27 protein-coding genes, 5 tRNA genes and 1 pseudogene are annotated in these 25,019 nt (G+C 71.1%); 17 read left to right on the forward strand and 16 right to left on the reverse strand.

Going from position 1 to position 25,019, the window contains the following annotated elements; translation table 11 throughout:
• Nucleotides 1–86 precede the first annotated feature (86 nt).
• From ANAE109_RS13580 to ANAE109_RS25145, 3 genes are all read left to right on the forward strand, one after another.
• On the forward strand, nt 87–773 hold the full coding sequence (locus ANAE109_RS13580) for a hypothetical protein (protein WP_012097447.1): 687 nt from the start codon (nt 87–89) through the stop codon (nt 771–773).
• 64 nt (nt 774–837) lie between these two features.
• Nucleotides 838–910 (forward strand) — tRNA-Glu (locus tag ANAE109_RS13585).
• A 29-nt stretch (nt 911–939) separates the two neighbouring features.
• Nucleotides 940–1,046, forward strand: a tRNA-Glu gene (locus ANAE109_RS25145).
• 8 nt (nt 1,047–1,054) lie between these two features.
• Here ANAE109_RS25145 and ANAE109_RS13590 read toward each other — a convergent pair.
• From ANAE109_RS13590 to ANAE109_RS13610, 4 genes are all read right to left on the reverse strand, one after another.
• Nucleotides 1,055–2,074 (reverse strand): site-specific integrase, encoded by a 1,020-nt coding sequence (locus ANAE109_RS13590; RefSeq protein ID WP_143827965.1) that lies wholly within the window; start codon nt 2,072–2,074, stop codon nt 1,055–1,057.
• Between the two features lie 363 nt (nt 2,075–2,437).
• A complete protein-coding gene (locus ANAE109_RS23485) occupies nt 2,438–3,148 on the reverse strand; it encodes an HNH endonuclease (RefSeq protein ID WP_012097449.1) in 711 nt (236 codons plus the stop codon).
• A 2-nt stretch (nt 3,149–3,150) separates the two neighbouring features.
• Complete coding sequence (locus ANAE109_RS13605) at nt 3,151–3,348, reverse strand: hypothetical protein (RefSeq protein ID WP_012097450.1); 198 nt, start codon at nt 3,346–3,348, stop codon at nt 3,151–3,153.
• Nucleotides 3,349–3,350: 2 nt separating this feature from the next.
• Entirely contained in the window at nt 3,351–3,797 is a 447-nt protein-coding gene (locus ANAE109_RS13610; protein ID WP_012097451.1) for a hypothetical protein, read from the reverse strand.
• A gap of 452 nt (nt 3,798–4,249) precedes the next feature.
• Here ANAE109_RS13610 and ANAE109_RS24915 point away from each other — a divergent pair.
• A pseudogene (locus tag ANAE109_RS24915) lies at nt 4,250–4,368 on the forward strand (DNA recombination/repair protein RecA); the annotation flags it as partial.
• Nucleotides 4,369–4,705: 337 nt separating this feature from the next.
• Here the strand turns inward: ANAE109_RS24915 and ANAE109_RS13615 are convergent.
• Nucleotides 4,706–5,650 carry a hypothetical protein gene (locus ANAE109_RS13615; protein WP_041448342.1) on the reverse strand — a complete coding sequence of 315 codons (945 nt, stop codon included), beginning with the start codon at nt 5,648–5,650 and terminating at the stop codon, nt 4,706–4,708.
• 511 nt (nt 5,651–6,161) lie between these two features.
• Here ANAE109_RS13615 and ANAE109_RS13620 point away from each other — a divergent pair.
• Nucleotides 6,162–6,518: a hypothetical protein gene (locus ANAE109_RS13620; RefSeq protein ID WP_012097454.1), complete on the forward strand. Its 357-nt coding sequence runs from the start codon at nt 6,162–6,164 to the stop codon at nt 6,516–6,518.
• 241 nt (nt 6,519–6,759) lie between these two features.
• Complete coding sequence (locus tag ANAE109_RS23490; protein ID WP_012097455.1) at nt 6,760–7,362, forward strand: recombinase family protein; 603 nt, start codon at nt 6,760–6,762, stop codon at nt 7,360–7,362.
• Nucleotides 7,363–7,481: 119 nt separating this feature from the next.
• Here ANAE109_RS23490 and ANAE109_RS24920 read toward each other — a convergent pair whose 3' ends face one another.
• A complete protein-coding gene (locus ANAE109_RS24920; RefSeq protein WP_143827967.1) occupies nt 7,482–8,078 on the reverse strand; it encodes a hypothetical protein in 597 nt (198 codons plus the stop codon).
• Between the two features lie 563 nt (nt 8,079–8,641).
• Between ANAE109_RS24920 and ANAE109_RS13635 the strand changes: the two genes are divergently transcribed.
• A complete protein-coding gene (locus ANAE109_RS13635; protein WP_012097457.1) occupies nt 8,642–8,875 on the forward strand; it encodes a hypothetical protein in 234 nt (77 codons plus the stop codon).
• A gap of 52 nt (nt 8,876–8,927) precedes the next feature.
• Here the strand turns inward: ANAE109_RS13635 and ANAE109_RS13640 are convergent, their stop codons facing one another.
• A complete protein-coding gene (locus ANAE109_RS13640) occupies nt 8,928–10,073 on the reverse strand; it encodes a hypothetical protein (RefSeq protein ID WP_143827968.1) in 1,146 nt (381 codons plus the stop codon).
• Between the two features lie 472 nt (nt 10,074–10,545).
• Between ANAE109_RS13640 and ANAE109_RS25150 the strand changes: the two genes are divergently transcribed.
• The 3 genes from ANAE109_RS25150 to ANAE109_RS25160 all read left to right on the forward strand — a co-directional run bounded on the left by ANAE109_RS25150 (nt 10,546) and on the right by ANAE109_RS25160 (nt 10,924).
• Nucleotides 10,546–10,652 (forward strand) — tRNA-Glu (locus tag ANAE109_RS25150).
• A 29-nt stretch (nt 10,653–10,681) separates the two neighbouring features.
• A tRNA-Glu gene (locus ANAE109_RS25155) sits at nt 10,682–10,788 on the forward strand.
• Nucleotides 10,789–10,817: 29 nt separating this feature from the next.
• Nucleotides 10,818–10,924 (forward strand) — tRNA-Glu (locus ANAE109_RS25160).
• 141 nt (nt 10,925–11,065) lie between these two features.
• On the opposite strand, the gene ANAE109_RS13645 is transcribed toward ANAE109_RS25160, so the two are convergent.
• The 4 genes from ANAE109_RS13645 to ANAE109_RS23495 all read right to left on the reverse strand — a co-directional run bounded on the left by ANAE109_RS13645 (nt 11,066) and on the right by ANAE109_RS23495 (nt 17,152).
• A complete protein-coding gene (locus ANAE109_RS13645) occupies nt 11,066–12,253 on the reverse strand; it encodes a M48 family metallopeptidase (protein ID WP_012097459.1) in 1,188 nt (395 codons plus the stop codon).
• Nucleotides 12,250–13,443: a YjgN family protein gene (locus ANAE109_RS13650; protein WP_012097460.1), complete on the reverse strand. Its 1,194-nt coding sequence runs from the start codon at nt 13,441–13,443 to the stop codon at nt 12,250–12,252. Before ANAE109_RS13650 ends, ANAE109_RS13645 begins: the two co-directional genes overlap by 4 nt.
• A gap of 245 nt (nt 13,444–13,688) precedes the next feature.
• A complete protein-coding gene (locus ANAE109_RS13655; RefSeq protein WP_012097461.1) occupies nt 13,689–14,078 on the reverse strand; it encodes a hypothetical protein in 390 nt (129 codons plus the stop codon).
• Nucleotides 14,079–14,212: 134 nt separating this feature from the next.
• Nucleotides 14,213–17,152, reverse strand: a complete 2,940-nt coding sequence (locus ANAE109_RS23495) for an ATP-binding protein (protein WP_012097462.1) — start codon at nt 17,150–17,152, stop codon at nt 14,213–14,215.
• A 217-nt stretch (nt 17,153–17,369) separates the two neighbouring features.
• Between ANAE109_RS23495 and ANAE109_RS13665 the strand changes: the two genes are divergently transcribed.
• Nucleotides 17,370–17,819, forward strand: coding sequence for a hypothetical protein (locus tag ANAE109_RS13665; protein ID WP_012097463.1), 450 nt, complete (start codon nt 17,370–17,372; stop codon nt 17,817–17,819).
• A gap of 29 nt (nt 17,820–17,848) precedes the next feature.
• Here ANAE109_RS13665 and ANAE109_RS13670 read toward each other — a convergent pair whose 3' ends face one another.
• The 3 genes from ANAE109_RS13670 to metF all read right to left on the reverse strand — a co-directional run bounded on the left by ANAE109_RS13670 (nt 17,849) and on the right by metF (nt 20,400).
• Nucleotides 17,849–18,973, reverse strand: a complete 1,125-nt coding sequence (locus ANAE109_RS13670; protein ID WP_012097464.1) for a pectin acetylesterase-family hydrolase — start codon at nt 18,971–18,973, stop codon at nt 17,849–17,851.
• 79 nt (nt 18,974–19,052) lie between these two features.
• Nucleotides 19,053–19,448 (reverse strand): low affinity iron permease family protein, encoded by a 396-nt coding sequence (locus tag ANAE109_RS13675; protein ID WP_012097465.1) that lies wholly within the window; start codon nt 19,446–19,448, stop codon nt 19,053–19,055.
• Between the two features lie 49 nt (nt 19,449–19,497).
• Complete coding sequence (gene metF, locus ANAE109_RS13680; protein WP_012097466.1) at nt 19,498–20,400, reverse strand: methylenetetrahydrofolate reductase [NAD(P)H]; 903 nt, start codon at nt 20,398–20,400, stop codon at nt 19,498–19,500.
• Between the two features lie 17 nt (nt 20,401–20,417).
• Between metF and greB the strand changes: the two genes are divergently transcribed.
• From greB to ANAE109_RS13700, 4 genes are all read left to right on the forward strand, one after another.
• Entirely contained in the window at nt 20,418–20,927 is a 510-nt protein-coding gene (greB, locus tag ANAE109_RS13685) for a transcription elongation factor GreB (RefSeq protein ID WP_012097467.1), read from the forward strand.
• Nucleotides 20,924–21,439, forward strand: coding sequence for a hypothetical protein (locus ANAE109_RS13690; RefSeq protein WP_012097468.1), 516 nt, complete (start codon nt 20,924–20,926; stop codon nt 21,437–21,439). Before greB ends, ANAE109_RS13690 begins: the two co-directional genes overlap by 4 nt.
• 84 nt (nt 21,440–21,523) lie before the next feature.
• Entirely contained in the window at nt 21,524–22,306 is a 783-nt protein-coding gene (locus tag ANAE109_RS13695) for an endonuclease/exonuclease/phosphatase family protein (protein ID WP_012097469.1), read from the forward strand.
• A gap of 134 nt (nt 22,307–22,440) precedes the next feature.
• Nucleotides 22,441–22,740: a YtxH domain-containing protein gene (locus tag ANAE109_RS13700; RefSeq protein ID WP_041448347.1), complete on the forward strand. Its 300-nt coding sequence runs from the start codon at nt 22,441–22,443 to the stop codon at nt 22,738–22,740.
• A 23-nt stretch (nt 22,741–22,763) separates the two neighbouring features.
• Here ANAE109_RS13700 and yihA read toward each other — a convergent pair whose 3' ends face one another.
• Both yihA and ANAE109_RS13710 read right to left on the reverse strand, forming a co-directional pair.
• Nucleotides 22,764–23,414 carry a ribosome biogenesis GTP-binding protein YihA/YsxC gene (yihA, locus tag ANAE109_RS13705; protein WP_012097471.1) on the reverse strand — a complete coding sequence of 217 codons (651 nt, stop codon included), beginning with the start codon at nt 23,412–23,414 and terminating at the stop codon, nt 22,764–22,766.
• 1 nt (nt 23,415) lies between these two features.
• Entirely contained in the window at nt 23,416–23,862 is a 447-nt protein-coding gene (locus ANAE109_RS13710) for a cytochrome c family protein (protein ID WP_234945146.1), read from the reverse strand.
• A gap of 22 nt (nt 23,863–23,884) precedes the next feature.
• Here ANAE109_RS13710 and ANAE109_RS13715 point away from each other — a divergent pair, with 22 nt between their 5' ends.
• Nucleotides 23,885–24,385 carry a hypothetical protein gene (locus ANAE109_RS13715; RefSeq protein ID WP_041448348.1) on the forward strand — a complete coding sequence of 167 codons (501 nt, stop codon included), beginning with the start codon at nt 23,885–23,887 and terminating at the stop codon, nt 24,383–24,385.
• 1 nt (nt 24,386) lies between these two features.
• A complete protein-coding gene (gene coaE / locus ANAE109_RS13720) occupies nt 24,387–25,019 on the forward strand; it encodes a dephospho-CoA kinase (RefSeq protein WP_012097474.1) in 633 nt (210 codons plus the stop codon).

Consider the following 25,019-nt stretch of genomic DNA (forward strand, 5'->3'; position numbering starts at 1 on the left):
GTCGCGTTGCCGGCGGCGCGGCTGCCTCCTACCTTCCAAGGGAGGGGCGGCGTCCCGCTCCTCGACCTCGGGAGGCAGCGCCGCTCATGACGCACGCGTCGCGCGAGGAGCTCCGCGCCGAGCTGACCGGGCGCATCCCCTCGTCCTACTCGCCCTGGCTCCACCTGACGATCCCGACCGTCGGCGGCCTCGCGCTCGCGGCGTTCGCGCTCTCGCGGGTCGAGGGGCTCGCCGCCTGGGAGCTCCTCGTGCTCCCGCTCTTCTTCGCGGTCGGCAACGCCGTCGAGTGGCACGTGCACCGCGGCCTGCTGCACCGGCGCGTGCGCTGGCTCGGGGTCTTCTACACGCGTCACACGCCGCAGCACCACATGGTGTTCGCCGCGGACGACATGGCGCTGCGCAACCCGCGAGAGCTGAAGCTCGTCCTCCTGCCGGCGTACGCGATCTTCGGGATCGTCGTGCTGACGTCCCCGGTCACCCTCGCGCTCGCGTGGCTCGGCCAGCCGAACCTCGCCGCGCTGTGGGTCGCCACCGTGGTCCTGTACGTGCTCTCGTACGAGTGGCTCCACCTCGCCTATCACCTCCCGGAGCACTCCCTCGTTGGACGGAGCCGGGCGATCGGGTTCCTGCGCCGCCACCACCAGCTCCATCACGTCACGCATCTCATGCACCGGTGGAACTTCAACGTGACGGTGCCGCTCTGGGATCACGTACGCGGGACCGTGTATCGCCCGCGCGCGGTTCCGGCCCATCCCTCGCCCGTCCGGCACTGACGCTCGTCACAGGCCCTGCGCCGACCCTTTGACACGCGGCTACTTGTCGGGTACTAGACCGCCCGACCCCATCGTCTAGAGGCCCAGGACTCGGCCCTTTCAAGGCCGCAACCGGGGTTCGAATCCCCGTGGGGTCAACTCGTCTCTCCCGCTCGGCCGAATCCCGGGCCTCGTAGCGCCCTGCGGGCGCGGAGACGATGACCCGCATCGGGAGAGCCCAGGATCCTCGGCCCTTTCAAGGCCGCAACCGGGGTTCGAATCCCCGTGGGGTCACTTTCTTTCTAACTGAAGTTGCTGCTGTTTTTCTCGGACGCCTGATTCTGTGCCCGATTTGTGCCCTGGTCCTCCAGGGCCCTGATCCCCTCGACCGGAGCCGAGGCGGACAGGTGCAGGTAGCGCATCGTCGTCTCCACCGACTGATGCCCTGCGAGTCCCTTGATGGTCAGCATCGGGACGTTCCGCGCAGCCAGCCGCGAGCAGAACGTGTGACGGAGGATGTGGACCCTCCCACCCTGCCGTAGCCCTGCCCGACGCTCAGCGACGTCGATGAGCCACTTCAGTGGCCACTTCGTGATCGGCTCGATGCCCTCGTAGAGGATGCGAGGGCCCTTCAGATGCCGGTGGGCGTGTAGCGCTGCCTTCAGCCTCGCGGTCATCGGGACGACTCGCGGCTTGCCGCCCTTTGGCAGGGTCACAGCCCCGTCGCACTCCGACCGCTGGACCTTCATCAGGCCTCGAGTGAAGTCGAGATCCGACCACTCCAGGGCGAGTATCTCCCCGAGCCGGAGACCGGCGTCACCGCCCAGGAGGACGGCAACGTGGGTGCGGGGATCGACCTTTCCGGCTGCCGAGACGAGCCGCTCGAGCTCCTCGTCCTCGTAGAACTCGACTACCGGCTTGGCGGACTTGAGGAGCCGTATCCGGCACGGCATCGCCTCGATCACCCGCCACTCCACCCCGACCTTCAGCATCTTGGAGAGGACGGTGACGACGTTGTTGACGCTCTTCGGCTTCAGCTTCTGCGCCGAGAGCCGCCCCTTCAGCAGCTGCACCTGGGCGTCATCCACCTCGTCCAGGCGGCGGTCGCCAAGCGACGAAAGGTGCTTTTTCCAGATGCGTTCGTGCGTCGCGATGGTTGAGGGCTTCTGCTGGTTCGCCTGAGCGTGGCCCTCGATGAACTTGGGCCAGAACTCAGCCAGCGTCAGTACCTCCTTCTTCACCGGAGCTTCGGTCCCGCCCTGGGCCAGGATCTGGTCACGCCTCTTCGCTGCCCAGAGCCGAGCCTCTGTCTTGTTCGCCACCTGGGCGACGACTCGCTCCCGGACGATCTGTCCGGATGCCAACCTGATTCGGATTTCACAGATCCAGCCGCCCCGCTTACTGCGCGTGTTCGGCTTGACGATGATGCCGTCCTTAGCTTGCGCCACCGGAAACCTCCGAAGGCGACAGCCCACAGGCGACGACCCCTAGCACGTCCTTCCGGCGGAGGTACACGCTCCTCCCCACCCGGACGACGTCGAACTGGCCTCGCTTGATCCGACAGCGCAGGGCGTTCTCCGTCATCCCCAAGACGACGGCGGCTTCCTTCAGCGGAAGCAACATCGGTTCGGCCACGGCTCACTCGCATCGCCACTCCTCCATGAGATCGGCGCTAGGGTTGTCAGCTACGCTGCCTCGGTCTCATCAGCGGTCTCGTCCTCGTACATCCACTTGTGTTCCTGGAAGTACTCCTCGCACTCGCGGTCCTCGTACTGCTGGCTGGAGTACCACTCCTCCTGTTGCTCCCAGGTGGCCTTGCGGATGGGTTGGACAAGGGAGGGGGTAGAGTAGCTATTGGCTACTCTACGATCCGCGTGGGGGTGCGGATTCCCCAATGTGACCGCAGTGTTGGCCGCGTAGGGCCGCGCAGGGGAAGAGCTGATCCCCTTTACCCCTACGCACCTGAACATGACCTTGCGGGCTCTACCGTCGGTGAACGTCATCATCCACTCGAAGGGGTCCTGGTCTCCCTTGTCGTTGTTACACCTGCTGCATGAGGGGACCATGTTGTCGATGTCGCTGCCGCCTCCGCGCTCCAGCGGGATGAAATGATCGTCTTCCTCGTACTTGCCCCCGCAGTAGAGGCACTTGTTCCCGAACAGCGCTGCCTTGGTCCTCATCTGCTCTGCGGTGTAGGTGCCCGCCAGCCCAGCTTGTGCGGCCCGCGTGTTGTTCTTGTGGGCCCGCTTGTGCGCCTTCTGCAGACCAGCTGCGGCCCGACGTTTCCGCGCCTTGTCGTTCTCCTTCTCCTGGCACGGCTGGCACCGCCGACCACAAACGATGGCCGTACCGCAGTCCTTGCACTTCTGAGCCTTCACTTCCGTCGTCGTGTCCATCGCTACTGCCCCGCCTTCTCGTCATCGACCAGGGCCACACCCTCGTAGCCCTCCAGCTGCGCCTTCTTCAGCGACTCGAACACTCGCGCTGCCTCGTCACCCGCGAGCCGGCGGACGTCGTCCACGGACATGGCCAAGGCTTCGGGGGTCAGCTTCAGGAACTCGGCCTGCTTCTTCCTGGGGTAGGGGAACTTGGCCATCGCTATGCCTCCTCCGACGCGGTCTCGGCTGCAGCCAGCTGCGGTGTGTTCCGGGTGACGATGGGCCCGCCGTTCTTCGCGACCGTCGGCTTCCAGGTCTTGCCCCGGGCGATGTCGTAGACCGTCCCGGGAGCCACACCGAACTTCTTCGCGACCTCGCTGATCGGCCGGCCCGAGCGCAACTGGCGCAGCATGTCGATGACGTGGACCTCGCTCAGCTTGCTCTTCGCGCAAGCGGCGCCCTTCTTGCGCGGGCTCTGCCGCTTCCTCGGCGGCGCCGTCCGCTTCAGCGTCTCTTCCATGCTCCACCCACGGACCAGCCGGGACCGGATGACCTTGTAGGTCAGGTCCGTCCTACCCATCGCCTGCGCCTCCTTCACCAGGGAAGGGATGTCCACCTCCTTCAGGTCCACCTTCGACGGCTTCAGCTTCGTGATCGTGATGCCCACGGGCCTCGCTCCCTTGATTGCGCGGATTGTTTGTCACCGCCCCGATACGGACCCACATGTATATGCTTCCGTCCGGAGAGACACAAGACCCATCGAGCTGAACCCGCTGGGACTCAGGCCATCCGCATGCCATAGCGTATACGCCTGTCCAATCAATCCGGTGCCGTGCTGGCGCGGCGGCTCTGCGTAATATTGGTTCTTTGGCCGCTGGTGCACTGGCATTCCGACCCAGGATCAGCCTGGGGTTCTCCTGCGAGCCAGCGACACCTTCCGAACCCAAGGCGAGGCCACGGCGATGAAGAACGCCAGGACGGAAGGCGCGGCGATCCTCTAGGCGATCGGCCTGAAGCCTCACGAGCGGGCGATGGCAGAGGCTTCTGAGTTGGATCGGGGGAGACGCTGCGATTTCAGCGGTGGAGCGGCAGCGACAGGATCTCGCCCACCCTGCCCTCGGCCACGCCTTCAAGTTCTACGCACGCAGCGCCTCAACATCCGCCACATCGACGCGATCAAGGATGGCGATCAGGTCATCGGGAATCGCGCCCGCGTGAAGGTGGTGAAGAACAAGGTCGTCCGCTGCCACGGCTAAGCGGCGCCAACGTCTTCACCGCAGCCCCGACCGAGAAGCAGGCCAACAACGTTTTCCAGCCTGCCAGGAGATGCTTCGCCTGCCTCCCGAGGTGCTTGATGTGTCACATTCCGTAAGCTTGTGTGCTGACGGCCAACCCTCCGACAGTCCCGTCAGCACTCCACGTCGCCGGTCACCAGTCGCGGCCGGAGCCCGGCGTCGCAGGCGAGATGGCGCCCCGCGCTGATGGGCTTGCCGCGCCGAGGAACTCCGCCATCGGTCGTCGAGCCCCGGGGCACGTGCCGTCGGGAGCGCGTCTGGCGCGCGCCGCAACTGCCGGTCATCGTAGGTGCCGCACGAGCTGGTCGGACCGTACGTAGTACACGTACCGGTCGTCGACGCGAGGACTCGTCCATCCGATCATCACCGAGGAGTCGAGGTAGACCTCGCCCGTTCCATCGGAGCGCGTCAGGCCGGGGCGCGGCCTCGGGTCGGGGTTCCAGCGCGCATTCCACCAGTCGATTGTCGCGTACACGGAGGACCCGTTCACGTCGAAGTCGGTGTACTTCCCGAGCGTGGTGATCTTCGTTCGCTCGCCGTCCGTCTTTCGCTGCGCCCACACGTCGGAGGCGGCATCGAGGAAGTAGAGGCGCTCCCAATCCGCACGGATCGCGAACCACCCGCAAGCACGGTCGCTCGCGCAATCGACCACGACCTCGGCAGCGCCGCCGCTCTTCGGAACGCGCAGGATGAAGGCGCGGTCGCCGGTCCCGTCGAGGTTCGCCGGCGGAGGATCGTCGACGAAGTAGACGAACTCATCGTCGATGGTGAACCCTGTTCGCCATCCCCACATCGTGAGCCCGTCGTGTAGCACGAGCGGAGACCGGCTCGTGTGCGGGAGCGCGTAGACCGCGCCCGTCCCTGCGCCGCTACCGGGGAAGCTCGCGAAGTAGATGTTCCGGTCGTCGACGGCGAGATCCGACAGGAACAGCCCGGAGAAGACGACCTCCGCAGCGCCGCCGGATGCCGGCGCGCGGTAGAGCTTCGCGACGGGTCCGCTGGAGGCGCTCGTCGCCCAGTAGACGAACTGTTCGTTCGCGGCCAGCGCGACCGGGTACTCGGCGCCGACGGAGACGTGCCGCGGAGGCCCACCCGCCTTCGACACTGCGAGGATCGGATATTCAGCCCGCGTCGACGCAGGCAGTTCCGGCTGATCGACCGTCGCGTAGAAGACCTCGGTGGAGGTCAGGGCGAGCGCGGACCCCGCGCGTGACGCGAGCGTCACCTCGGTCGCGTCGGGATCGGTGGGTCGCCCGGAGGACGTCTCGGACGACGGGGGCGATGGAGCTTGGGTTGGGTCCCCGACGGGAGGCGTCGTCGAAGCGGTCCCACCTCCGCACGCCAGCAGCAACGAGACGACCCAGATCACGCGTCGCACGATCATCGCTCCCCCCGTCCGCCTGCTCGATGAAGCTAAGACTCGGGCACCGGCGCTGCGCGGCCCTCGAGAGTGCACGCTCGGTCGCGCGGGGGTGTCGCTCGGCCCCCGGATACCCGGCGACGGGCTCGCGGACATCCTGCCGAGGTGGGCCCCTGCGACAAAAGCCCGGGGGCGGGGGGGGGCATCTGCGGACTGTGCGCCGCGTCGCAGGACCGCTGGAAGAAGCGCGACAGATGTGACGTTGCTCGCCCCCCCTCACCCGTAGAGATTGAGGGGAGCACGCAGCGCGATTGGCTCTGACGGTCTCGCCGGTCCCGCGTTGCAGGCGCGACCGTACGAGGGAGGAACGGGTGTCATGCCTAACACGCTGTCAGCGGAGGCGGTGGCGGCGGCCCTGGCGGCCGGGTGGACCTACCAGCCCAAGCGGCCCGGATACAGCTCGGGCGAGGCGTTCATGCTGAGGGGCACGTGGTCCTACGTGGACGAGCGGGGGCGCACGGTGACTGGCCGCGTCCGCGTCATGAGGGACCGCGGTGAGTGGGTCGTCTACACCCGTGTGCTGCGAAACGGCGATACGTACGGCGGCAACGGGCGCGAGACCAAGTTTCCCGAGGTCGACCTTGATAAGGCGCTCGCCCACGGGCGCAAGGCGCTCGCCGCGCAGGGCAAGCGGTACGCGGCGAAATACGGTGTTTCCAGCAAGCCCGACTGATCCAGCCAGGGAGACGGCGCCACGACTTCCCTCGGCTGGAGGCGACCACCTCGCCGTGCTTGTCGGACCCGCCCATGACCGTCGAGCGCGGACGAGAGCGCGCGATGACCGGCGGTACCGTGGCCAACAAACATGGCGCCAGCAGCAGGGTCGGATCTGCACGCCCAGCGCGGCGCACCAGGGTCTGGTCAGGAAGTGTACTTGTTGACCAAGCCCATGGGCACGGCGTACGCTCCTCGGCATGAACGCGACCGCGTACATCAGGGTGAGCAGCAAGGCTCAGAACCTCGCGATGCAGCGCCACGCCATCGAGCAGGAAGCGGCGCGCCGAGGCGACACCATCGTGGAGTGGTACAGCGAGAAGCGGAGCGCGAAGACCTCCCAGCGCCCCGAGCTGGAGCGGCTCCGCGCCGACATCCGCGCGGGCTGCGTCCGCAAGGTGTACGGCTTCCGCTTCGACCGCTTCCTGCGCACGGGCCCTGCCGACGCGTTCAAGTTCGCGGAGGAGTGCCACCAGAACGGAGTAGAGCTGGTCACGGTCGCCGACGGGCTGCACCTCAAGCCGGGGAAGGACGATGTCGTCACGAGCGTCCTGCTGTTCGCGTTCTCGCTCGCCGCCAAGCTGGAGAGGGCAGCCATCAACGACCGGATCGCGGCTGCCCGCGAGCGCTTGGAAGCCGAGGGCAAGCCGTGGGGGCGCCCATCCCGGCTGACCTCCGGGGACGTAGCGAAGATCGTCGCGCTCCAAGCGCAGGGGCTCTCGCACCGCGCCATCGCGGTCCGCGTCCACGTCCCGCGTTCGACGGTCACCCTGGCATTGAAGCGGGCCGCCGCAGCGGCGTAGCGCTCGAAGGCGAGACGAGCGGCAGCGGACCGCCCAGCGCTGGCGTCACGCTTTCCGCACCTCCACGACGAGATGCTCGCCACTCGGCCCGCTGACCTCGACAGCCTTCATCGCCGGGCTCAGAGAGACATGATGGACTTCGCGGCTTCGCTCGCTTCGCTGATGGCGGCAGAAGCCGAAGCCTTGCACTCGTCGGTCGCTCCACACGCATCCGCGAACGCATCGAAGGCTGGCTTGACCAGTGCGGCGGCCTTCGCCGTGGCGGGATGCGAGGACCCATTCTTCATTGCGCTGATGAAGCGGATCGTCAGTTCGGCCTTGAGCCACGCCCGCGCGTTCCGAGCGGACTCGGTTTGCAGCCCACTCGTTGCGGGCGCATCAGAAGACTCGCTGGACACGCTCGCGGCCCGGTACTTCCGACAAGCCGGGTACTTCGTGACGACGCGCTCCTCCTCCTCAACATTTCCGAGGCAGCCAGAGAACAGGTACTTGCAGAGGTTCTCCTGACGTTCCTCGTTGTCTACTTGTCCTCGTCCAGCGAACGGCACAGCTGCCATCAGCACTGCTAAAAGCATCCCCCTCTTTATCGGTCGGTCCCCCCAGACGGTGAAGCGACCGCCAGTGTATCGCGCACGGGCAAAGAGGCCGATGAGATGAGATGCCCCACCCCATGGACTCCGACCGGCTCCGGTGATGATCGACTTCCTCTCGCTCATCACCGGCGTTCCGACGGCGCACGAACATGACGCCGACACCGTGCATGTTCCTGCCGATCGGTGGCAAGACCGCGTCGCTCTCAACGTCCGCACCGGCTACTTCACCACGCGAGCGCGCGTGATCCTCCTGTGGATACGCGCGATTCACGTGGTGGCGCGGTGTTGCGCGCCGTCGCGACAGTCGCCGGGACGTAGGCAGGATGTCGGTAAGGAACACGTCCCATCCACGCGAGATCCACCGGCTGTCCACAGCGGAATACCCCACGATTCACGAGGTTTTCCACCGCCCATCCACGGTGATCCCGTCGGACGTCGCTGGTAGGCTGTCTCCGCTGCAAATCCGGCGGCATCAGCGGTGGACGAAAACTAGTTGCCGCTTGACGGTCGCCATCTGTTCGGCAGGATGGTGTGTAGTCGCTGGACGTGAAAAGGGCCCGCTGCCAGGCGGGCCCCGAGTAGCGAAACAAACAGGGAAGCCCTGCTTGTCACACTGAGCAACTCGGAGGAGACACCTTCCACCGAGGTGATGTCAAGCACGGGCTCCCTCCACAACTGAGGTGTGCATGACGCTTGACTGGAAGCGCCCGGGGCACGTCTGTCCCGACGGGCCCAACGACAACCTGGAGCAGCAGCTGAACCGGCTCGCGAAAGCTGAGGGCGTCCCCAAGTACGACCCCAGGATCCGCTGGGTGGCTAAGCAGGCCCGGTGGTGCATGGAGCGCGGCATGACCGCCAGCGAGGCTGTAGCTGGTGCAGCCGTGATCGCGTTCCGCAAGTACGCGCAGCCGCTGTCGTAGTCGGCACGGGGGGGCCGGTGGGTACCTCACCGGCCCTCCCTCAGTGAATCTTTCACCTGAACAGGCCTGGCCACCACCGCCACTCGCACTCGTCGGCAACGCGCGGGTCGTAGGAAGCGCCCATGCCCCCGACGATCACGGTCCCATCGCGACCGATGTTCACGTCCCGGGTGTGGGCGACGGACGGGAGCACGACCGTCCCGCAGGACTCGCCGTTCGCGGCGACGATCTCGATCTGCACCAAAGGGCTGTCCTGGACCACCGCCGGGAGGAGCGCGTGCGCGGTGCCGCCGCGGACGAGGACGATGGACCAGTAGCGGCGACCGCTGAGCCAGCTGGGGGCGGGCGACAGACGCGTCTCGCCATCGCGGACGACGCTCACCGCCTCACCGCGACCCCACAGCGCGACCGAGCCGTCCGCGAGGCGCATCCCTTCGGGTACATTCGGCCACTCCACGCCCGGGCTTGGGAACGGGTCGGAGACGGGGCCCGAGGGACCGAGCCAGCGTAGCGTCGTGGTTGGCGCCGAGCCCGCCTCGCTCACCGCGACGAGCGCGTTGCCCGAGCGGCCGACGCCGACGACCGCGTAGAGCCCGGCGACCGTCGCGGACGCAGTCACCGCGCCGGTCGCTGTCCGCCATTGCACCTCGGGTGCCCTAGGCACGCCGGGGGGAACGAAGAACACGACCGAGCCACCGCGCGCGTTCACGCGGACAGTGCTCGAGGGAGCCTCTTCACGCACGATCTCGTTCCCCAGTTCGTCCACGACGCGGAACTCGTGGTTCATCGTCATCTGGAACCCGCTCTCCATCGGGGCGAGGTACGGCTCGATAGGATACGGCACGAAGGTGCTGCCCACTGGCTCGCCCCCTGCGATCGGGACGATGTCGAACATCCACCATCGCGGATACCCGTGCCCGAGCGCGACGTACGTTCCCGTGCCGTCGGCCGTTCCCAGGCAGTTCTCGGAGTACGTGCCGGGTCCGGTCGCCGAGAAGAACGGTCCCGGGGTCGGGACGAGGCCGTCGCATGCGGACGCCGCAGGTGGCGGAGTCAGGGGCAGTTCGGGCGGTATCTCAGGATCCCCGGGCGAGACCACTGCTGGCGTTCCCGCTGTCTTCGGCTGCGCGCCACAGGAAACCAGCCACGCTGCGCACGCGGCGACGCATAGGCCCCGTCCGGACATGTTCCTCTCCACCCTGCTGGCGTTCTCGTTCCCGGCAAAAGATTGTGCGACTAACAGTGAGTGGAAGCCTCACAACGCCTGCCCTTCGGGAGTGCGCGCTGGTGACGCGCCTGAGGATGGGCGAACGTGCCCGTACATCTGGCCGTCGCGCTGAACTGGGCCGCCTCATCGGAGGGGTTTGGCGGCGTGTTCGCGCGGCCCTTGAGGCTCTTCTTACGGGACCATTGGGGCCATGCGAGCACGCCGCCCTGACCGCCCCGTGTCGACCTTCCGTGCGGAGAGTTGTGCCCGATTTGTGCCACGGCTAACGACGAAACCTGACCAGTCGTGACCTACCGGGACCAACCCCTCGGGAGCCCGAACCTTCCGTCTTCTCTGGTGAATTGGCGGAAAGCTGTGGGCTGTCGCCTAGTTAGTGAGAAGCCGGGTTAGGGGTTCGAATCCCCGTGGGGTCAACTCGTCTCTCCCGCTCGGCCGAATCCCGGGCCTCGTAGCGCCCTGCGGGCGCGGAGACGATGACCCGCATCGGGAGAGCCCAGGATCCTCGGCCCTTTCAAGGCCGCAACCGGGGTTCGAATCCCCGTGGGGTCAACTCGTCTCTCCCGCTCGGCCGAATCCCGGGCCTCGTAGCGCCCTGCGGGCGCGGAGACGATGACCCGCATCGGGAGAGCCCAGGATCCTCGGCCCTTTCAAGGCCGCAACCGGGGTTCGAATCCCCGTGGGGTCAACTCGTCTCTCCCGCTCGGCCGAATCCCGGGCCTCGTAGCGCCCTGCGGGCGCGGAGACGATGACCCGCATCGGGAGAGCCCAGGATCCTCGGCCCTTTCAAGGCCGCAACCGGGGTTCGAATCCCCGTGGGGTCACTCGGTAACTTACCCGCCTCTGCTGCACTTCTCCTGGGCGCCTCCCCGTCTCCCTCAGGTCTCCCGCGCGGACCGCGTCGCTCGCGGCGGCGCGGACGCGGCGACCTGCGTCCCGGATTTCTCGCCGCACCGGGCTCCGGTCTAGTCGCTGCCCGGACGTGGCGCTCCCTCCGGCTCGCACGTCGCCGTCCCGTCCTCGCCTTCCTCGTCCTCGCCGAACCCGTCCTCGCCGTCCTCGTCCTCGTCGGAATCGCAGGTCGTGCACGCCCGCGGCGGCGGGTCCGGGCAGCGGTAGGACGGGTCGACGCCGCCGAGGTCGCGCACGTGCGCGATCCGCTCCGCGAGCTTCGGATGCGTGGAGAGGAGCCCTGGCAGCTCGCCCATCCCGGCCTCGAGCTCGACGCTCTGGAGCAGGCAGAGCGCGTCCACCATCGGCAGGGCGGAGCGCCCGGCGGCCCGCAGGAAGCGGACCCCGTCCTCGTCCGCCTCGCGCTCGGCGTCCCGCGAGTAGTCGAACATCGCGAGCGCGGCCGGGATCGCCGCGGCCTGGCCGGAGAAGTCGCCCCAGAGCAGGCTCGCCGCCGCGCCCACCCCGGCGCTCTTCAGGAACGCCTGCATCGAGTGGCGCCGGGCGACGTGCCCGAGCTCGTGCCCGACGACCGCGACGAGGCGATCGTCGCTCGCGGTGCCGCGCACGAGGCCGTCGAGCAGGACCACCGTGCCGCCGGGGAGCGCGAAGGCGTTCGTGCTCGGCCCGAACCCGGCGGCGCGGAAGAGGAGCCGATAGCTCACCGCGGGCGCTCCGAACCGCGCCGCATCGTCGACCCGGGCCTGCGCGGCGCGCTGCTCCTCCTCCGAGAGCGTCGTGGGGCGGAGGAGGTTTCGGTCGAGGACCTCGAGGACGCCGTCCCCGAGCCGCCGCTCGGCGCTCGGCGGCAGCCTCCCGGCGACCCAGCGGGCCGCGGCGGGGAGCCCGTAGACGTACGCCGAGACGAGGACGCCGACGCCCGCGACGACGGCTGCGAGCGCGGCAGGCCAGCGCGCCTCGAGCCGGGCCACGAGCCCGGGGCGCCGGCCCGCCGCAGCGAGCGCGGCGGTGAGGGCCGAGCCGTCCGCGACCTCGACCACCGCGCCGCCGGGCAGCCCGAGCTGCCGCGGCGCCGTGGCGAACGCCTCGGACACGGTGAGCCGGGAGAGGCCGTGCTCGAGGAGGAGCACGCCGTCGGGCGTCCTGACCGTGAGGACGCCTCCGGCGATCGAGAGCCGGACCGGCGTCGAGGCGGCGCTTCGCCCGTCGAAGAGGAGGCCTTCGAGGACGGGTTCGCTCACAGGCCGAGGTCCCACCCGAAGAGATCGACCGCGCCCTCGCCCGTCGCGGAGCCCTCCGCCGGAAGGCTCCCCGCCGCGATGGCCTCCACGGGCGCGCTCGCCTCGACCGTCATGCACTCGAGCCGGTAGCGCGCGATCGCCACCGCCGCCCACGGCCAGTACATCCCGACCGTGAGGAGCGTCAGGACACCGTTCACGAGCCAGACGCGCATGAAGCCGCGCGCCGTGACGCTCGTCGAGAAGCGCAACGGGCCGCCGTGGGTGCGGGTCCAGACGAGCCGCTGCAAGCGCGCGGTGAAGAACGCGCCGGCGAAGGCGTACGCCACGAGGAGCATGGCGTAGGTGACGACCACGATCGGGACGAGCGCGCGCTTCACGGCCCCCGGGTCCTCGACCCGGCCCGTGGCCGCGAACACGCCGGCGATGGCGATCCCGAACAGCACGAAGAGGGGCAGCGCGAAGAGGAAGGTCTTGCCGTAGACGCCGTAGAACGCGCCGGTGGATGGCTCGAGCTCGAACGCGAGGTTCCCGTAGCGCGCGCGCCCGTGCTGGTACGCCTTCACGCGCGCGTGCAGCCAGGGCCAGAGAGTGAAGAGCGCGAGCTCCGCGAGGAGGACCGGCACGAAGTTCGGCTTCTCGCCCGGAGCGATCCGCTGCATGGTCGCGAGCGAGCCGAGGAAGAGGACGCCGAGCACCACGGCCGGCGCGAGGACCGCGTACGCCTGCCCCACGGTGGAGTCGAACCCGAACCGCAGCCCCCGCCAGCTCGTGTTCGCGAGCTTGAAGCGCATGGACTTGTAGAAGAACCAGGGGGCGAGCAGCATGAGCACCGCGCCGGCCACCAGGCCCGCGGTGACCGAGATGCGCCCGGCGACCGAGTACGCGACGAAGAAGGCGCCGGCGAGGAGCCGGCCGCGCAGGATCGCGCCGGGGCTCCCGTGGTACTGGAAGGCCGCGCCGGCGAGCTGCGTGTTGCTCCAGAAGTAGCGCGTCTTGCGGACCTTCGCCCACGCGGACCAGATCCCGAGCGTCAAGAGGACGAGGAGCAGGTTGACGATCCAGATCCGGAAGTACTCTCCGCCCGACCCGGTGAACCGGATCGGCAGGGGCTGCGGCCGGGGCGGCGGTGCGGGTGCGCCCGGGAAGGCTTCGGCCGACGCTGCCGGCGCCGGCACGGCGAGCTCGCTCATGGGTGGTCCCCCTCGATCCGCCGCGGCCCTCTGCGGCGCCAGCGCGGACCCCTAGACCGCTAGCACGGGAGCGGGACTCCTGCCCAGGGTGAACATCACTCCGAGCATATGAGACGAGGTGCGTGCCTCGCGCCGGCCGCGGCGGATCGTCGCCGACGTCGTGCTCGAGGCGCAGACGGAGGGTGAGGGATGACTCCGGGTCTCATGCGCCGGCGTGGCCGGCCCGCGACGCGACCAGCGCCGTCTCACGACACGGGACGCCGCGCGTGCCGGCCCGCTCCCCACACCCGGTCGCGCGTCCACCCTCCGCCGCGCCTCACCGGGCCGGCGCCTCGCTGCCACGCGAAGAGGAGCGCGGCGGCGAGCGCATTCGCGGCGACACAGGCGAGGAGGGACGCGAGCGCCAGCTCTGCGCTCCGGACGTCGCGCTCGCTCCAGTGCTTCGTGCGCTCGGCGACGCCCCACAGCCCTGCCCAGAGCGCGACCGACAGGGCCGTCCCCACGAGCCACGCGCGCCACCGGGAGCCGGCCGCGGGAACCCCCGCCAGGTGCGAGCTCGCGAGCGCGTACGCGCCCATCCCCGGCGCGACGAACACGAAGAGCATGAAAGCGATGGTGCCTGCGTCCCCCCTCATCGGCCCCCCGGCTACCGCGCTGCGTCGACTCTAGACGGCGCGGCAGGACGACGAGGAGGCCTGGTGGGTTCCGACCGAAGGGCGCCCCCGACGGGCTGTCGCCGCCCGCTCGCCGCGATTCCCTTCACGCGGCCCTAGCTCGACTTCTCCTCCGTCGCGGAGGACGTCCCGCCCTTCTCGCCCTCGCGGCGGCCGCCGCGGCGCGAGGACACGCCGCGCGCGGCCGAGGGCTGTCGGCGCGGCAGGGTCACCGTGAACGTGCTCCCCGCGGAGGAAGACGACGACAGCTCCACCGTCGCGCCGATCGCGGCGGCGAGGTCCCGCACCACCGCCAGCCCGAGGCCGAGGCCCGGGACGAACTGCTCGGCCACGCGCACCCCGCGCTCGAACGGCTCGAAGACGCGCGCGCGATCCTCCGCGGCGATGCCCGGTCCGGAGTCCCTGACCTCGACGCGCAGCTCGTCGCCGCGCCCCTCGACCCCGACCTCCACCACGCCCGCGGCGGTGAACTTCACCGCGTTCCCGACGAGGTTCGAGAGGATGAGCTTGAGGAAGCGCGGCTCGGTCTCCACCCACGGCACGTGGTCGCGCGCGCGGAGCCGCAGCGCGAGCCCCTTGTCGTCGGCCAGCGGGCGGTGCTCCTCCACCACCTTCGCGACGAGCGCGCCGAGATCGACGTCCTCGACCGCCACCGAGAGGCGGCCGCTCGCGAGCTGCGCCTCGTGCAGCAGCGCCTCGACGAGCCCGGTGAGCCGCGTGGCCGCGAAGCTCCCTCGCCGCACGATCTCGCGCTGGTGCGGTTCGAGCGGGTGCTCGGTGTCGCGGGTGAGCCGCTGCAGCTGCAGGTGCAGGGTGGTGAGCGGCGTCCGCAGCTCGTGCGACACCAGCCGGAGGAAGTTCGTCTTGACCGCGCTGGCCCGCTCCGCCTCCTCCTTGGCGAGCCGCGTCACCTCCAGCGCCGCCTCGAGCTCACGCTTGCGCGCGGCGACCTCGCCGGCCAGCGCGACCACGTCGCTCGTCTGCGTCCTCAGCTCGCGCTGCAGCACCTCGCGCGCGAGCTTCACCGAGACGAGGTTCGCCGTGCGCGCGCGCAGCTCCTCCGGCGAGAACGGCTTCATGAGGTAGTCCTGCGCCCCGTCGCGCAGGAGCTGCGCGCGCAGGGCGTCGTCGGCCCGCGCGGTGAGCACCAGGACCGGCACGCCGGCGAGGGCGTCGTGGCGGCGCGCGGCGCGGACGAGCTCCTCGCCGGACATGCGCGGCATCATCATGTCCGTGACGACCGCGTCGGGGGGCCGCGCCAGCGCCGCGGCGAGCCCGGCCTCGCCGTCCGGCGCGGTGGCGACCTCGAACTCCCCGGAGAGCGCGTCGCCGACGAAGCGGCGCATGTCGGGGTTGTCCTCGACCACGAGGACGAGCGGTCTTCCGCGCTCCCCCGTCGCGGCGGGCTTCGTCGCGCGCGAGCGGAGCTCCTCGACCACGCCGGCCCCGTACTCGGAGGCGCCCTCGCCCGTGCCCTGCCCTGCCGGCGCGCCGGCGGCCGCCCGCAGCGGGAGGTGAACGCTGAAGATCGCTCCACCCTCGGGCGCCTCGCCGAGCGCGATCCGGCCCCCGTGGAGCTCCACGAAGTCCCTCGTGATCGCGAGGCCCAGGCCGGTCCCGCCCACCCGGCGGGCCGTGTCGTCGTCGCCGCGCGTGAAGCGCGCGAACACCGTCTCCCGCTCCGCCGGCGGGACGCCCGGCCCGCTGTCCGCGACCTCGATCGCGAGGTCGGGGGCCGAGCCCGCCCCCTCGGGCTCGACGCGCAGCGTGCAGCGGACCTTCCCCGCCTCGGGCGTGAACTTGAACGCGTTCGAGAGGAGGTTGAACACCACGCGCTGGAGCTTGTCCGGATCCACGCGCGCGGCGAGCGTCGCGGGCGCCTCCACGGAGTAGGCCATCTCCCGGCTCGCCGCGAGGGCGTCGAAGTGGGCCGCCACCAGCCGGACCAGCTGCGCGACGTCCACGTCCGAGAGCTCGAGCGCCATCTTCCCGGCCTCGAGCTTCGCGACGTCGAGCAGGTCGTTCACGTGCTTCGCGAGCGTCCGCGCGTTCCGCGCGATCACCTCGACGTCGCGGCGCGGCCCTGGCGGCAGGTCCGAGGCGAGGAGCTCGTCGGCGGGACCGAGGATGAGCGCGAGCGGCGTGCGCAGCTCGTGGCTGACGTTCGCGAAGAACTGGGTCTTGAGCCGCTCGAGCTGCTGCGACTTGTCGTACGCCGCGCCCAGCTCCTCGAGCGTCGCCTGGAGCTGCGCGTGCAGCCGCGCCCGGTCCTCCTCGGCGCGCTTGCGCTCGGCGACGTCCCGGATCGCCGTGATGGCGAGCAGGCCGTCCGCCGTCTCGAGGGGCGAGAGGCTGATCTCCGCGGGGAACTCGGTGCCGTCCTTCCGCAGGCCGTACAGCTCCAGTCCGCCCGCCCCCATCGGACGCGGCCGCGGCTCGTCGAAGTAGCGGGTGCGGTGGGCGGGGTGCGCGGCGCGGAACCGCGGCGGGATGAGCGCCTCGACGCGCTGCCCGAGCAGCTCCTCCCTGGTGTAGCCGAAGAGCCTCTCGGCCTGGGCGTTCACGAGGAGCACCTTGCCGCGCCGATCCGCGATCACCATCGCGTCCGGCGCCGCCTCGAGGAGCGCCTTGGTGTGCGACTCGAGCTTCCTGCGCACCGTCACGTCGCGGATGGCGGTGATGGCGAACATCCCATCCTCGGTCTCGAGGGGCGAGAGGCTGATCTCGGCGGGGAACTCGGTCCCGTCCTTGCGCAGGCCGAACAGCTCCACGCCGCCCGCGCCGCCCATCGGGCGCGTCCGCGGGTCGAGGAAGTACCGGTTGCGATGGTGGGGGTGCGCCGTCCGGAAGCGCTCGGGGATGAGCGTCTCCACCGGAGAGCCCAGCAGCTCGCCGCTGCCGTAGCCGAAGAGCCGCTCCGCCTCGGAGTTGACGACGACCATCCGGCCGACGCGATCCGTGATCACCATCGCGTCCGGCGCCGCGTCCAGCACCGGCTTGAACTGCAGCGCCACGCTGGGGCTCCAGTCGGCCATCTCCGCATAGACCTCGCCCGAAGTGCTGCCGGCTCGCCACGGGCGATGCCATCACCTCTCGGGGGCGTAAGCGGGCGACGACGACGACGCGCGCCCTGCAGCGGCACGCCCGTCCCCAGGGCGTCTGGCGCGGCGGCCATCGCGAGGGCCTTGGCGCGCGCGAGCAGGGAGCGTTAGCTCTGGCTCGTACCTCCATGCCCGAGCCCGGAGATCCCGTATGTCCGTCGCGAGCCGCCTGATGATCGGCATCACGCTCCTGACCGTGCCGACCATCGTGTTCGGAGGGCTCACGGTGCTCGGCGTCGTCACCGCCGGCGAGGCCGGCCTCCCGGGCCCCGCGCTGACGCCGCTGCAGGCGACGCTGTACCGCGCCGGCCACGCGCACGCGGGCGTCCTCGTGATCCTGTCGCTCGTGCTCCAGCTCCTGCTGGACCACGCCAGGCTCGGCCAGGGGACGGCCTGGAGCGCGCGGGTGGCGGCGCCGCTCGCGGCGATCCTGGTGCCGGGGGGCTTCTTCGGGCTCGCCCACGCCCCGCCGCTCCGGGTGCTGCTCTACGCCGGCGCTGCGCTCATCGCCTACGCGACGCTCACCGCCGGCGTCGGGCTCCTGCGGTCGCTCCGGAGGGAGACCGGGGCGATGCCCGCGCAGCGGGCGGTCCCGGCTTGAGCGGACGGCCTCCCCTGGTCCGGCCACGATCAGGGGGCCATCACCGTCGTCCAGCCGGGATCGTCCGCGACCATCAGCTCGAGCCAGTCGGCGAGCGTCCGGCCACCCTCCTCGTGCGAGGCCACGTAGGACGCCGAGCCTGACGGCGTCGCCGGCGTGAGCAGCATGTGCGCGTCGAGCTGGCCGCCGTCGGCGTCGTAGAACACCCGCGCGTTGGAGGTCGGCGCGAAGACCGCCGCCTCGAGCTGGCGCAGGTCGTCCGCGAACCCGCCCGGCGTCGAGAGCAGGAACGCCGACATCACCGGATCCTGCGCGTGCGAGAGGAAGGCGATCCGGTCCTGGGGGTGCAGCTCGGCCAGCTCCCGGTACGCGGCCGACAGGTCGGTGCGGCAGTCGAGGCAGACGGGGTCGAGCGCCTGATTGAGCCCCCACGAGCGGTAGAATGCGTCGCGCAGGTCGGCGGGGACGTCGTTCCTCACGAGCGCCGGGCCGGAGTCGTCCACGAGGTAGCCCTGCGCCTCCGGCCAGTACCAGCGGAACGCCTCGTAGCTCACGAGCGCGCCGAACCCGCCCGCGGACGATCCGGCCACCACGAGCTTGCGCGGCGACGGGAACGTCGGGGCGAGCCGCGCGAGGAAGGCGAGCACGTTCGCGTGCCCGACGTGGTTCCAGGTCTCGGACACGAAGTCGTTCCCGTACCTCTTCACGTTGCTGCCGCCGTGCACGTCGCCCGTGCAGTACGGGACGAACACGATCGTGGCGCCTGCCAGCGTGGGCGGCAGGTGCGCCCGCTCGGTGAGGGAGCTCGGGACGTAGTCCCGCAGCTCGACCTCCCACTCCGCCGGGCCGTAGCGATCGTCCACCGCCGTGCCGGCCACGCAGGTGAGGTAGTCCCAGCAGGCGCCGCCCCCGTCGAAGAAGACGAGCAGGTCGGGTCCGCTGCCGCGGTTCACGGCGAGGCCCGTGGTCGAGCCGTCGGCGCACGTCGCGTCGTCGAACGGGATCCACGCCCAGCTCTCGAGCGGCAGCTCCGCCTCCGAGATGGCGACGCCGAGCGGGGGCTTCCCCGTGTAGCCCTTCTCCTCGATGGGGGTCGTGTTCTGCGCGCAGGCGGCGAGCGAGAGGACGGCGAGCGTGGCGAGCAGGCGGCGCATGGTCGATCACTCCGAGTGACCGCGATGGTCGCCTCCGGGCGGGTGTGCACTCAAGCCCGGGCGTCCCACACGCGACGCGTCAGTGCGGGCGGCTCGCTTCCTTCGCCTGGCGGCGCGCCTCGGCGCGCGCGTGGACCCTGCGGAACTCGGCCTCGAGCTGGGCGAGCTCCTCGTCGGTCGCGTGCTCGAGGTCGGCGAAGATGTTCCTCGCCCGCCGCTGCGCGCGGATGAGCTCGTCGAGCTTCAGGTGCAGCGCGCGCGTCTCGCGGTTCTGGGTCGCCTGGATCAGGAACACCATGAGGAACGTCACGACCGTGGTGCCGGTGTTGATGACGAGCTGCCAGCTGTCGCTGAAGTGGAAGACCGGGCCGCTCAGCCCCCACACCACGACGAGCGCGAGCGCGAGCAGGAACGCGCGGGGCGTCCCCACGACCTCCGAGATGGCGAGCGCGAACCGGGCGAAGCGGTCGTTCACCTTCTGAAGATAAGGCCGCGGGCAGCCGCGGCGGGGGCCGGGGGAACGCTCAGCCCCTCCACGGCTCGCTCGCCCGGAGCGCGGCGACGATGGCGCGCGTCGAGGTCGAGCGGTTCAGCGTGTAGAAGTGGATCCCCGGCGCCCCGCCGCGCAGGAGCTCGGCGCACTGCAGCGTCGCGTACGCCACGCCGAGGTCGCGCGCGGAGTCCGGATCCTCGCGGCGGACCTCCATCGCGGCCCGCAGCCGCGGCGGGATCGCCGCGCCGCACATGGCCGTGAAGCGCTCCGTCTGGTCGACGTTCGTGAACGGCATGATGCCCGGGATGATCGGCAAGGCGATGCCGGCCGCCCGCGCCCGCTCGACGAAGCGGAAGTACTGCGCGTTGTCGAAGAAGAGCTGCGTGACCAGGAAGTCCGCGCCCGCCTCCACCTTGAGCTTGAGGTTCGCGAGGTCGGCCGCGAGGTCCCGCGTCTCGACGTGGCCCTCCGGGTACGCGGCGGCGCCGAGGCAGAACCGCCAGCGCTCCGGGCGCGAGCGGATGAAGGCCACGAGCTCGCTCGCGTACCGGAAGCCCTCAGGGTGCGGCGAGAAGCTGGTCTCTCCGCGCGGCGGGTCGCCCCGGAGCGCGAGCACGTTCTGGATCCCGGCCTCGGCGAGCTCGTCGAGCACCGCCGCCAGCTCCTCGCGCGAGGCGCCGACGCAGGTCAGGTGCGCCATCGCCTCGACCTCAGTGTCCCGCTTCAGGCGCTTGACGAGCTCGAGGGTCCGCTGCCGCGTGGAGCCCCCCGCGCCGTAGGTGACGGATACGTACGCCGGCGCGAGCGGCCGGAGCGCCTCGACGGTCTCGAAGAGCTGGCGCACCCCGTCGTCCGTCTTCGGGGGAAAGAACTCGAAGGAGAAGACGGGTTCGCCGCGCTCGCGGGCGAAGCGGAGGAGGTCGCTGATGCGCACGGTCGACGGAGGTTACAATGAAGGCCGTCCCGTCCGCCATGACGAAGCCCCGCTACATCACCCCAGAAGGCTTCCGCCGGCTCGCCTCGGAGCACGAGCGGATCTGGTCCGTGGACCGTCCGAAGATCGTCGCCGAGGTGGAGGCGGCGGCCGCGCTCGGCGACCGCAGCGAGAACGCCGAGTACGTCTACGGCAAGAAGAAGCTCCGCGAGCTCGACCGGCGACTCCGCTTCCTGTCGGAGCGCATGGACGCCCTCACCGTCGTCGACCCGCGGCCTCACCCGCACGGCCGCGCGTTCTTCGGGGCGTGGGTGACCATCGAGGACGACGAGGGCGAGGCGCGCACGTTCCGGCTCGTCGGGCCCGACGAGTTCGACGTCGCGGCGGGCCTCATCAGCGTGGAGGCGCCCCTCGGCCGGGCCCTCCTCGGGAAGCAAGAGGGCGATACGGTCCTCTTCCTCCGGCCCGCGGGCGAGGCGGAGCTGACCATCATGGCCGTCCGCTGGTCACCCCCGGAGGAGACATGACCGCCGTGAAGGACCGGGCGGCCCAGCGCGCGCTCATCGAGCGCTTCGTCCACGAGCGGCCGGGCGCGCTCCTCCTCGACGCCTCGACCCCCGCCCTGCTCGACGTGGCCTCCGGCAAGACGCTCGCCCTCGACCTCGCGCGCCTCGCCGCCGCCGAGGAGCGGAAGGACGCCGAGAGCGGGCGCCCGTACCTCGCGCTGCTGCGAGACGACGGCGCGGAGGTCGCGCTCACCGACGCCGGCATCGCCTTCCCGCCCATGACCGCGGGGACCGGGCCGCTGCCAGGCCTCCCGGCCGCCGTCTGCCTGCGAGATCTCGCCGGCGCAGAGGCTCAGCTCACGCACTTCCTCCGCGATCACCCGGGCGAGCGCCCCGAGCGCGCGCACGTCGACCTGTTCATGTTCTGCCTCGCCGTCGTGGATGGGGCGCGCGCGGCCGGGTTCGACGTCGCGCGGGAGGAGCGGCGGCTCGAGCGCATCCTCGGCGAGCTCGAGGCGCGCCGCCGCGGCTGATGGGTGGCGAGGACGTCGCGCGTCCTACCTTGTGGAGGTGAGCCGCGAGGCACCACTCCGCCTCCCGCCGGGAGGGGCGGCCCCGTGAGGATCCTGAGCTGGAACGTGCACTCGCTGCGCGGGACGGACGGCCGGCGCGATCCCGAGCGCATCGCGCGCGTGATCGCCGACCTCCGTCCGGACATCGCCGGCCTGCAGGAGGTGGGCGGGGAGCTCGCGGCCGACGGGCCACGGGACGTCGCGGAGGCGCTCGCGAGCCTCACCGGGATGCGGAGCACCTTCGGGCCGACGATGAGCTTCCGCGGCCATCCCTACGGGAACGGGATCCTCACGCGCCACCCGATCGAAGCGACGCGGACGTACGACCTCTCCGTGCGCGGGCGCGAGCCCCGCGGCTGCCTGCGCGCGGACGTGGAGGTGGGCGGCGTCCGGGTGCACTTCTTCTCGGCGCACCTGGGACTCCACTGGCGCGAGCGCCGCAAGCAGGCGGCGCAGCTCCTCTCGGCCGACATCCTCCGCGACACGGCCCTCGCGCACCCCCTCGTCCTCGTGGGCGACTTCAACTCGCTCTCGAACCGCTCGGCCGTGCCGCGCTGGCTCCGCCGGCAGCTCGTCGACTGCGCCCACGCGGCTCGCAACGAGGCCCCCACCTTCCCCTCCCGCTTCCCCCTGCTCCGGCTCGACCGCGTCTTCGTCGATTCGGCCTTCCGGGTCGTGGGGTGCGAGGTCGTCCACACCCCGCTCGCCCGGCGCGCCTCCGATCACCTGCCGCTCGTGGTCGATCTCGAGCCAGCGGAGTCGGCGCGGCGCCCGCCCGCGCCCCGGGCGATCGAGGTAGCGGGCGTCACGACGACCGTCGCCCCCTGAAGCGCGCCTCCCGGGAGCTCCGCCTCGCGAACGGCCCACCGGAGCGGCGGAAGTCCGCCCCGCGGGGTGAATGTGAGGGACGGCGACGCGTGCGCAGCCTTAGTGCGTCGCCCGAGGCGGGCGGGAGGGACTCGATGAACCAGAACCTGAACTGGAAGCAGATGAGCAAGTACCTCGAGCGCGACGCGCTCCTACGGCGGATGGGGCTCGAGGAGCGGACCCCGACGAGCGACGTCTTCACGGGGCTCGGACTGTTCGCGGTGGGCGTGCTCGTGGGCGCCGGCCTGGGCCTCATGTTCGCACCCAAGCGCGGGGACGAGATGCGGCAGATGGTCGGCGAGGCGTGGAAGAGCCGGGGCCGCACCGGCCAGGAGTTCCAGCGGGAGATGGGGGTCGACACGGGGATGCCGCCGACGACCTCTGCGGGCCACTGAGCGGCGGATCTCCGGCGGGCGCGCTACGCGCCGGCCCCGGCCGGCGCGGGCGCCCCCTCGTCGGTGGCGGCGGAGGCGATGCGCGCCCACAGGGCGTCCGTGCCGGTCCCCTCGACCGCAGAGAAGGGCACCGCCTCGCCCTTGGCGAGCGCGAGCGCCCCCTCGACCGCGCGGAGGGCGGCCCCACGCCGCGTCTTCGGGAGCTTGTCCATCTTCGTGGCCGCCACGAGCACGCGGCGCCCCGTCGCGCGCAGGAACGCCGCGGCGTCCACGTCGCTGTCCGAGGGGGCGTGCCGGGCGTCCACGATGAGCACCACCGCCCGCAGCACGTCGCGGTCGCGGAGGTAGTCCTCGATCATCGCCGCCCAGCGATCGCGCTCCTCGCGCGAGACCTTGGCGTACCCGTAGCCGGGCAGATCGCAGAAGCGCACGTGGCGCGGCCGCGCCGCCGGCGTGGGACGGTACGCGACGTCGAAGAACTGGAGCGCGCGGGTGCGACCGGGGGTCGCCGAGACGCGCGCGAGCCCCTTCTTGCGGGTGAGCGCGTTCAGCATCGAGCTCTTCCCGACGTTCGAGCGCCCGACGAAGGCGAGCTCCGGGGTCTGCCCGCGCGGCCACTCGGGAGGGCGCGTCGCGGTCTTCACGAACTCCGATGAGACGACCTGGACCGGCACGTCAGCGCCCCTTCCGTTCTTCGACCCAGTGCTCGATGAGCGGGAGCTTCTTCTTCGGGTCGAAGCGCTCCAGGCTCGGCGTGGACTCCGTGTGACACGCGCCGCACGAGCGCGCACCCGGCTCGACGAGGCCGAGCGCCCGCGAGAGCTCGGGGTCGCGCATCACGTAGCTCGCCGCGTAGAGCGCGCCCGGCCCGTGGCAGGCCTCGCAGCTCACGCCCGAGATGCCGTCGGCGGCGTCGGGCGCGTGGCAGCCGAGGCAGCGCCGGTCCTCGCGGCGCTCCAGCGGGAGGCTCTCGCGGGCGCGTGCGTGAGGCCCGGCGCTCCAGCGCGCGTAGGCAGCGGGGTGGCAGGCCTTGCATGTCTCGGGGCCGACGCGATCGCCCGCGAGGGCGACGGCGGGCAGCGCGAGGGCGCACACGAGGAGGAGACGGACGGGGGCGGGCACGGGCCACGGAGTATAATGCCTCATGCGTCTCGTCCACCCTGCTCTCCTGGTCCTCGCCGCCCTGGCGCCGTCGATCGCGCAGGCGCGCCCCTGGCAAGGCATCCAGCCCGGCGTGAGCACCCAGCGCGAGGTCCTGGAGCGCTTCGGCGAGCCCGCGACGCGCGCCAAGCGCGGCGCCCGGACCGTCCTCGCCTACCACGGCGAGCGCGCGCCGGCGGGGACGCGCCAGGCGCAGTTCCACGTGGACGGCTCCGAGCGCGTCCAGGAGATCACCGTCTTCCTCACCGCCCAGCTCGACGCCGAGACCGTGGAGGGGACCTACGGGAAGCCCCCGCAGCGCACGTTCGTCGAGGACACGTTCCAGAAGGTCTGGCTCTATCCGGCGAGCGGGGTGGCCGTGTACTTCGGCAAGGACGGCAACGTCGAGGCGATCACGTATTCGGCGGGCAAGCCGGCCCGCGCGTCACCCGCTGCCGGCGCGGCCGCGGCCCCCGAGGGCGGCGCGTCGCAGGCGCGGCCGTAGCGTGCGCGTCGTCGGGCTCACCGGCGGGATCGCCACCGGCAAGAGCACCTTCGCCGCGGCGCTGCGCGCGCGGGGGGTCCCGGTGGTCGACGCGGACGCGCTCGCGCGAGCGGTGGTCGCGCCCGGCACCCCCGCGCTCGCCGAGATCGCGCGCGCCTTCGGGCCGGACGTCCTGGACGCCGCGGGTGCGCTCGATCGCCGCAAGCTCGGCGCCATCGTCTTCGCCGATGCCGGCGCCCGCCGCAGGCTGGAGGCGATCACCCACCCCGCCATCCGGGCCGCCATGGTGGACGAGACCGCGCGGCTCGCGCGCCTCGGGCACGACCTCGTCTTCTACGACGCCCCGCTCCTGTTCGAGGTCGGCCTCGACGCGGCCCTCGACTGCGTCGTGGTCGTGTGGGCCCCCCGGGACGTCCAGCGCGCGCGGGTGGTGCGGCGGGACGGGATCTCCCCCGCCGAGGCGGACGCCCGGCTCGCCGCGCAGCTCCCCGTGGACGAGAAGGCCGCGCGCGCCGACCTCGTGGTGGACAACGCCGACGAGGAGGACCTCGGTCCGAAGGCCGAGCGGCTCCTCGACGACCTCCGGCGGGGGCTCGGGCGGAGGCTTCCCAACGCCGCGCCCGTGCGTTATTGA

Origin of the sequence: Anaeromyxobacter sp. Fw109-5, from assembly GCF_000017505.1 — a bacterium.
GTDB lineage: Bacteria > Myxococcota > Myxococcia > Myxococcales > Anaeromyxobacteraceae > Anaeromyxobacter.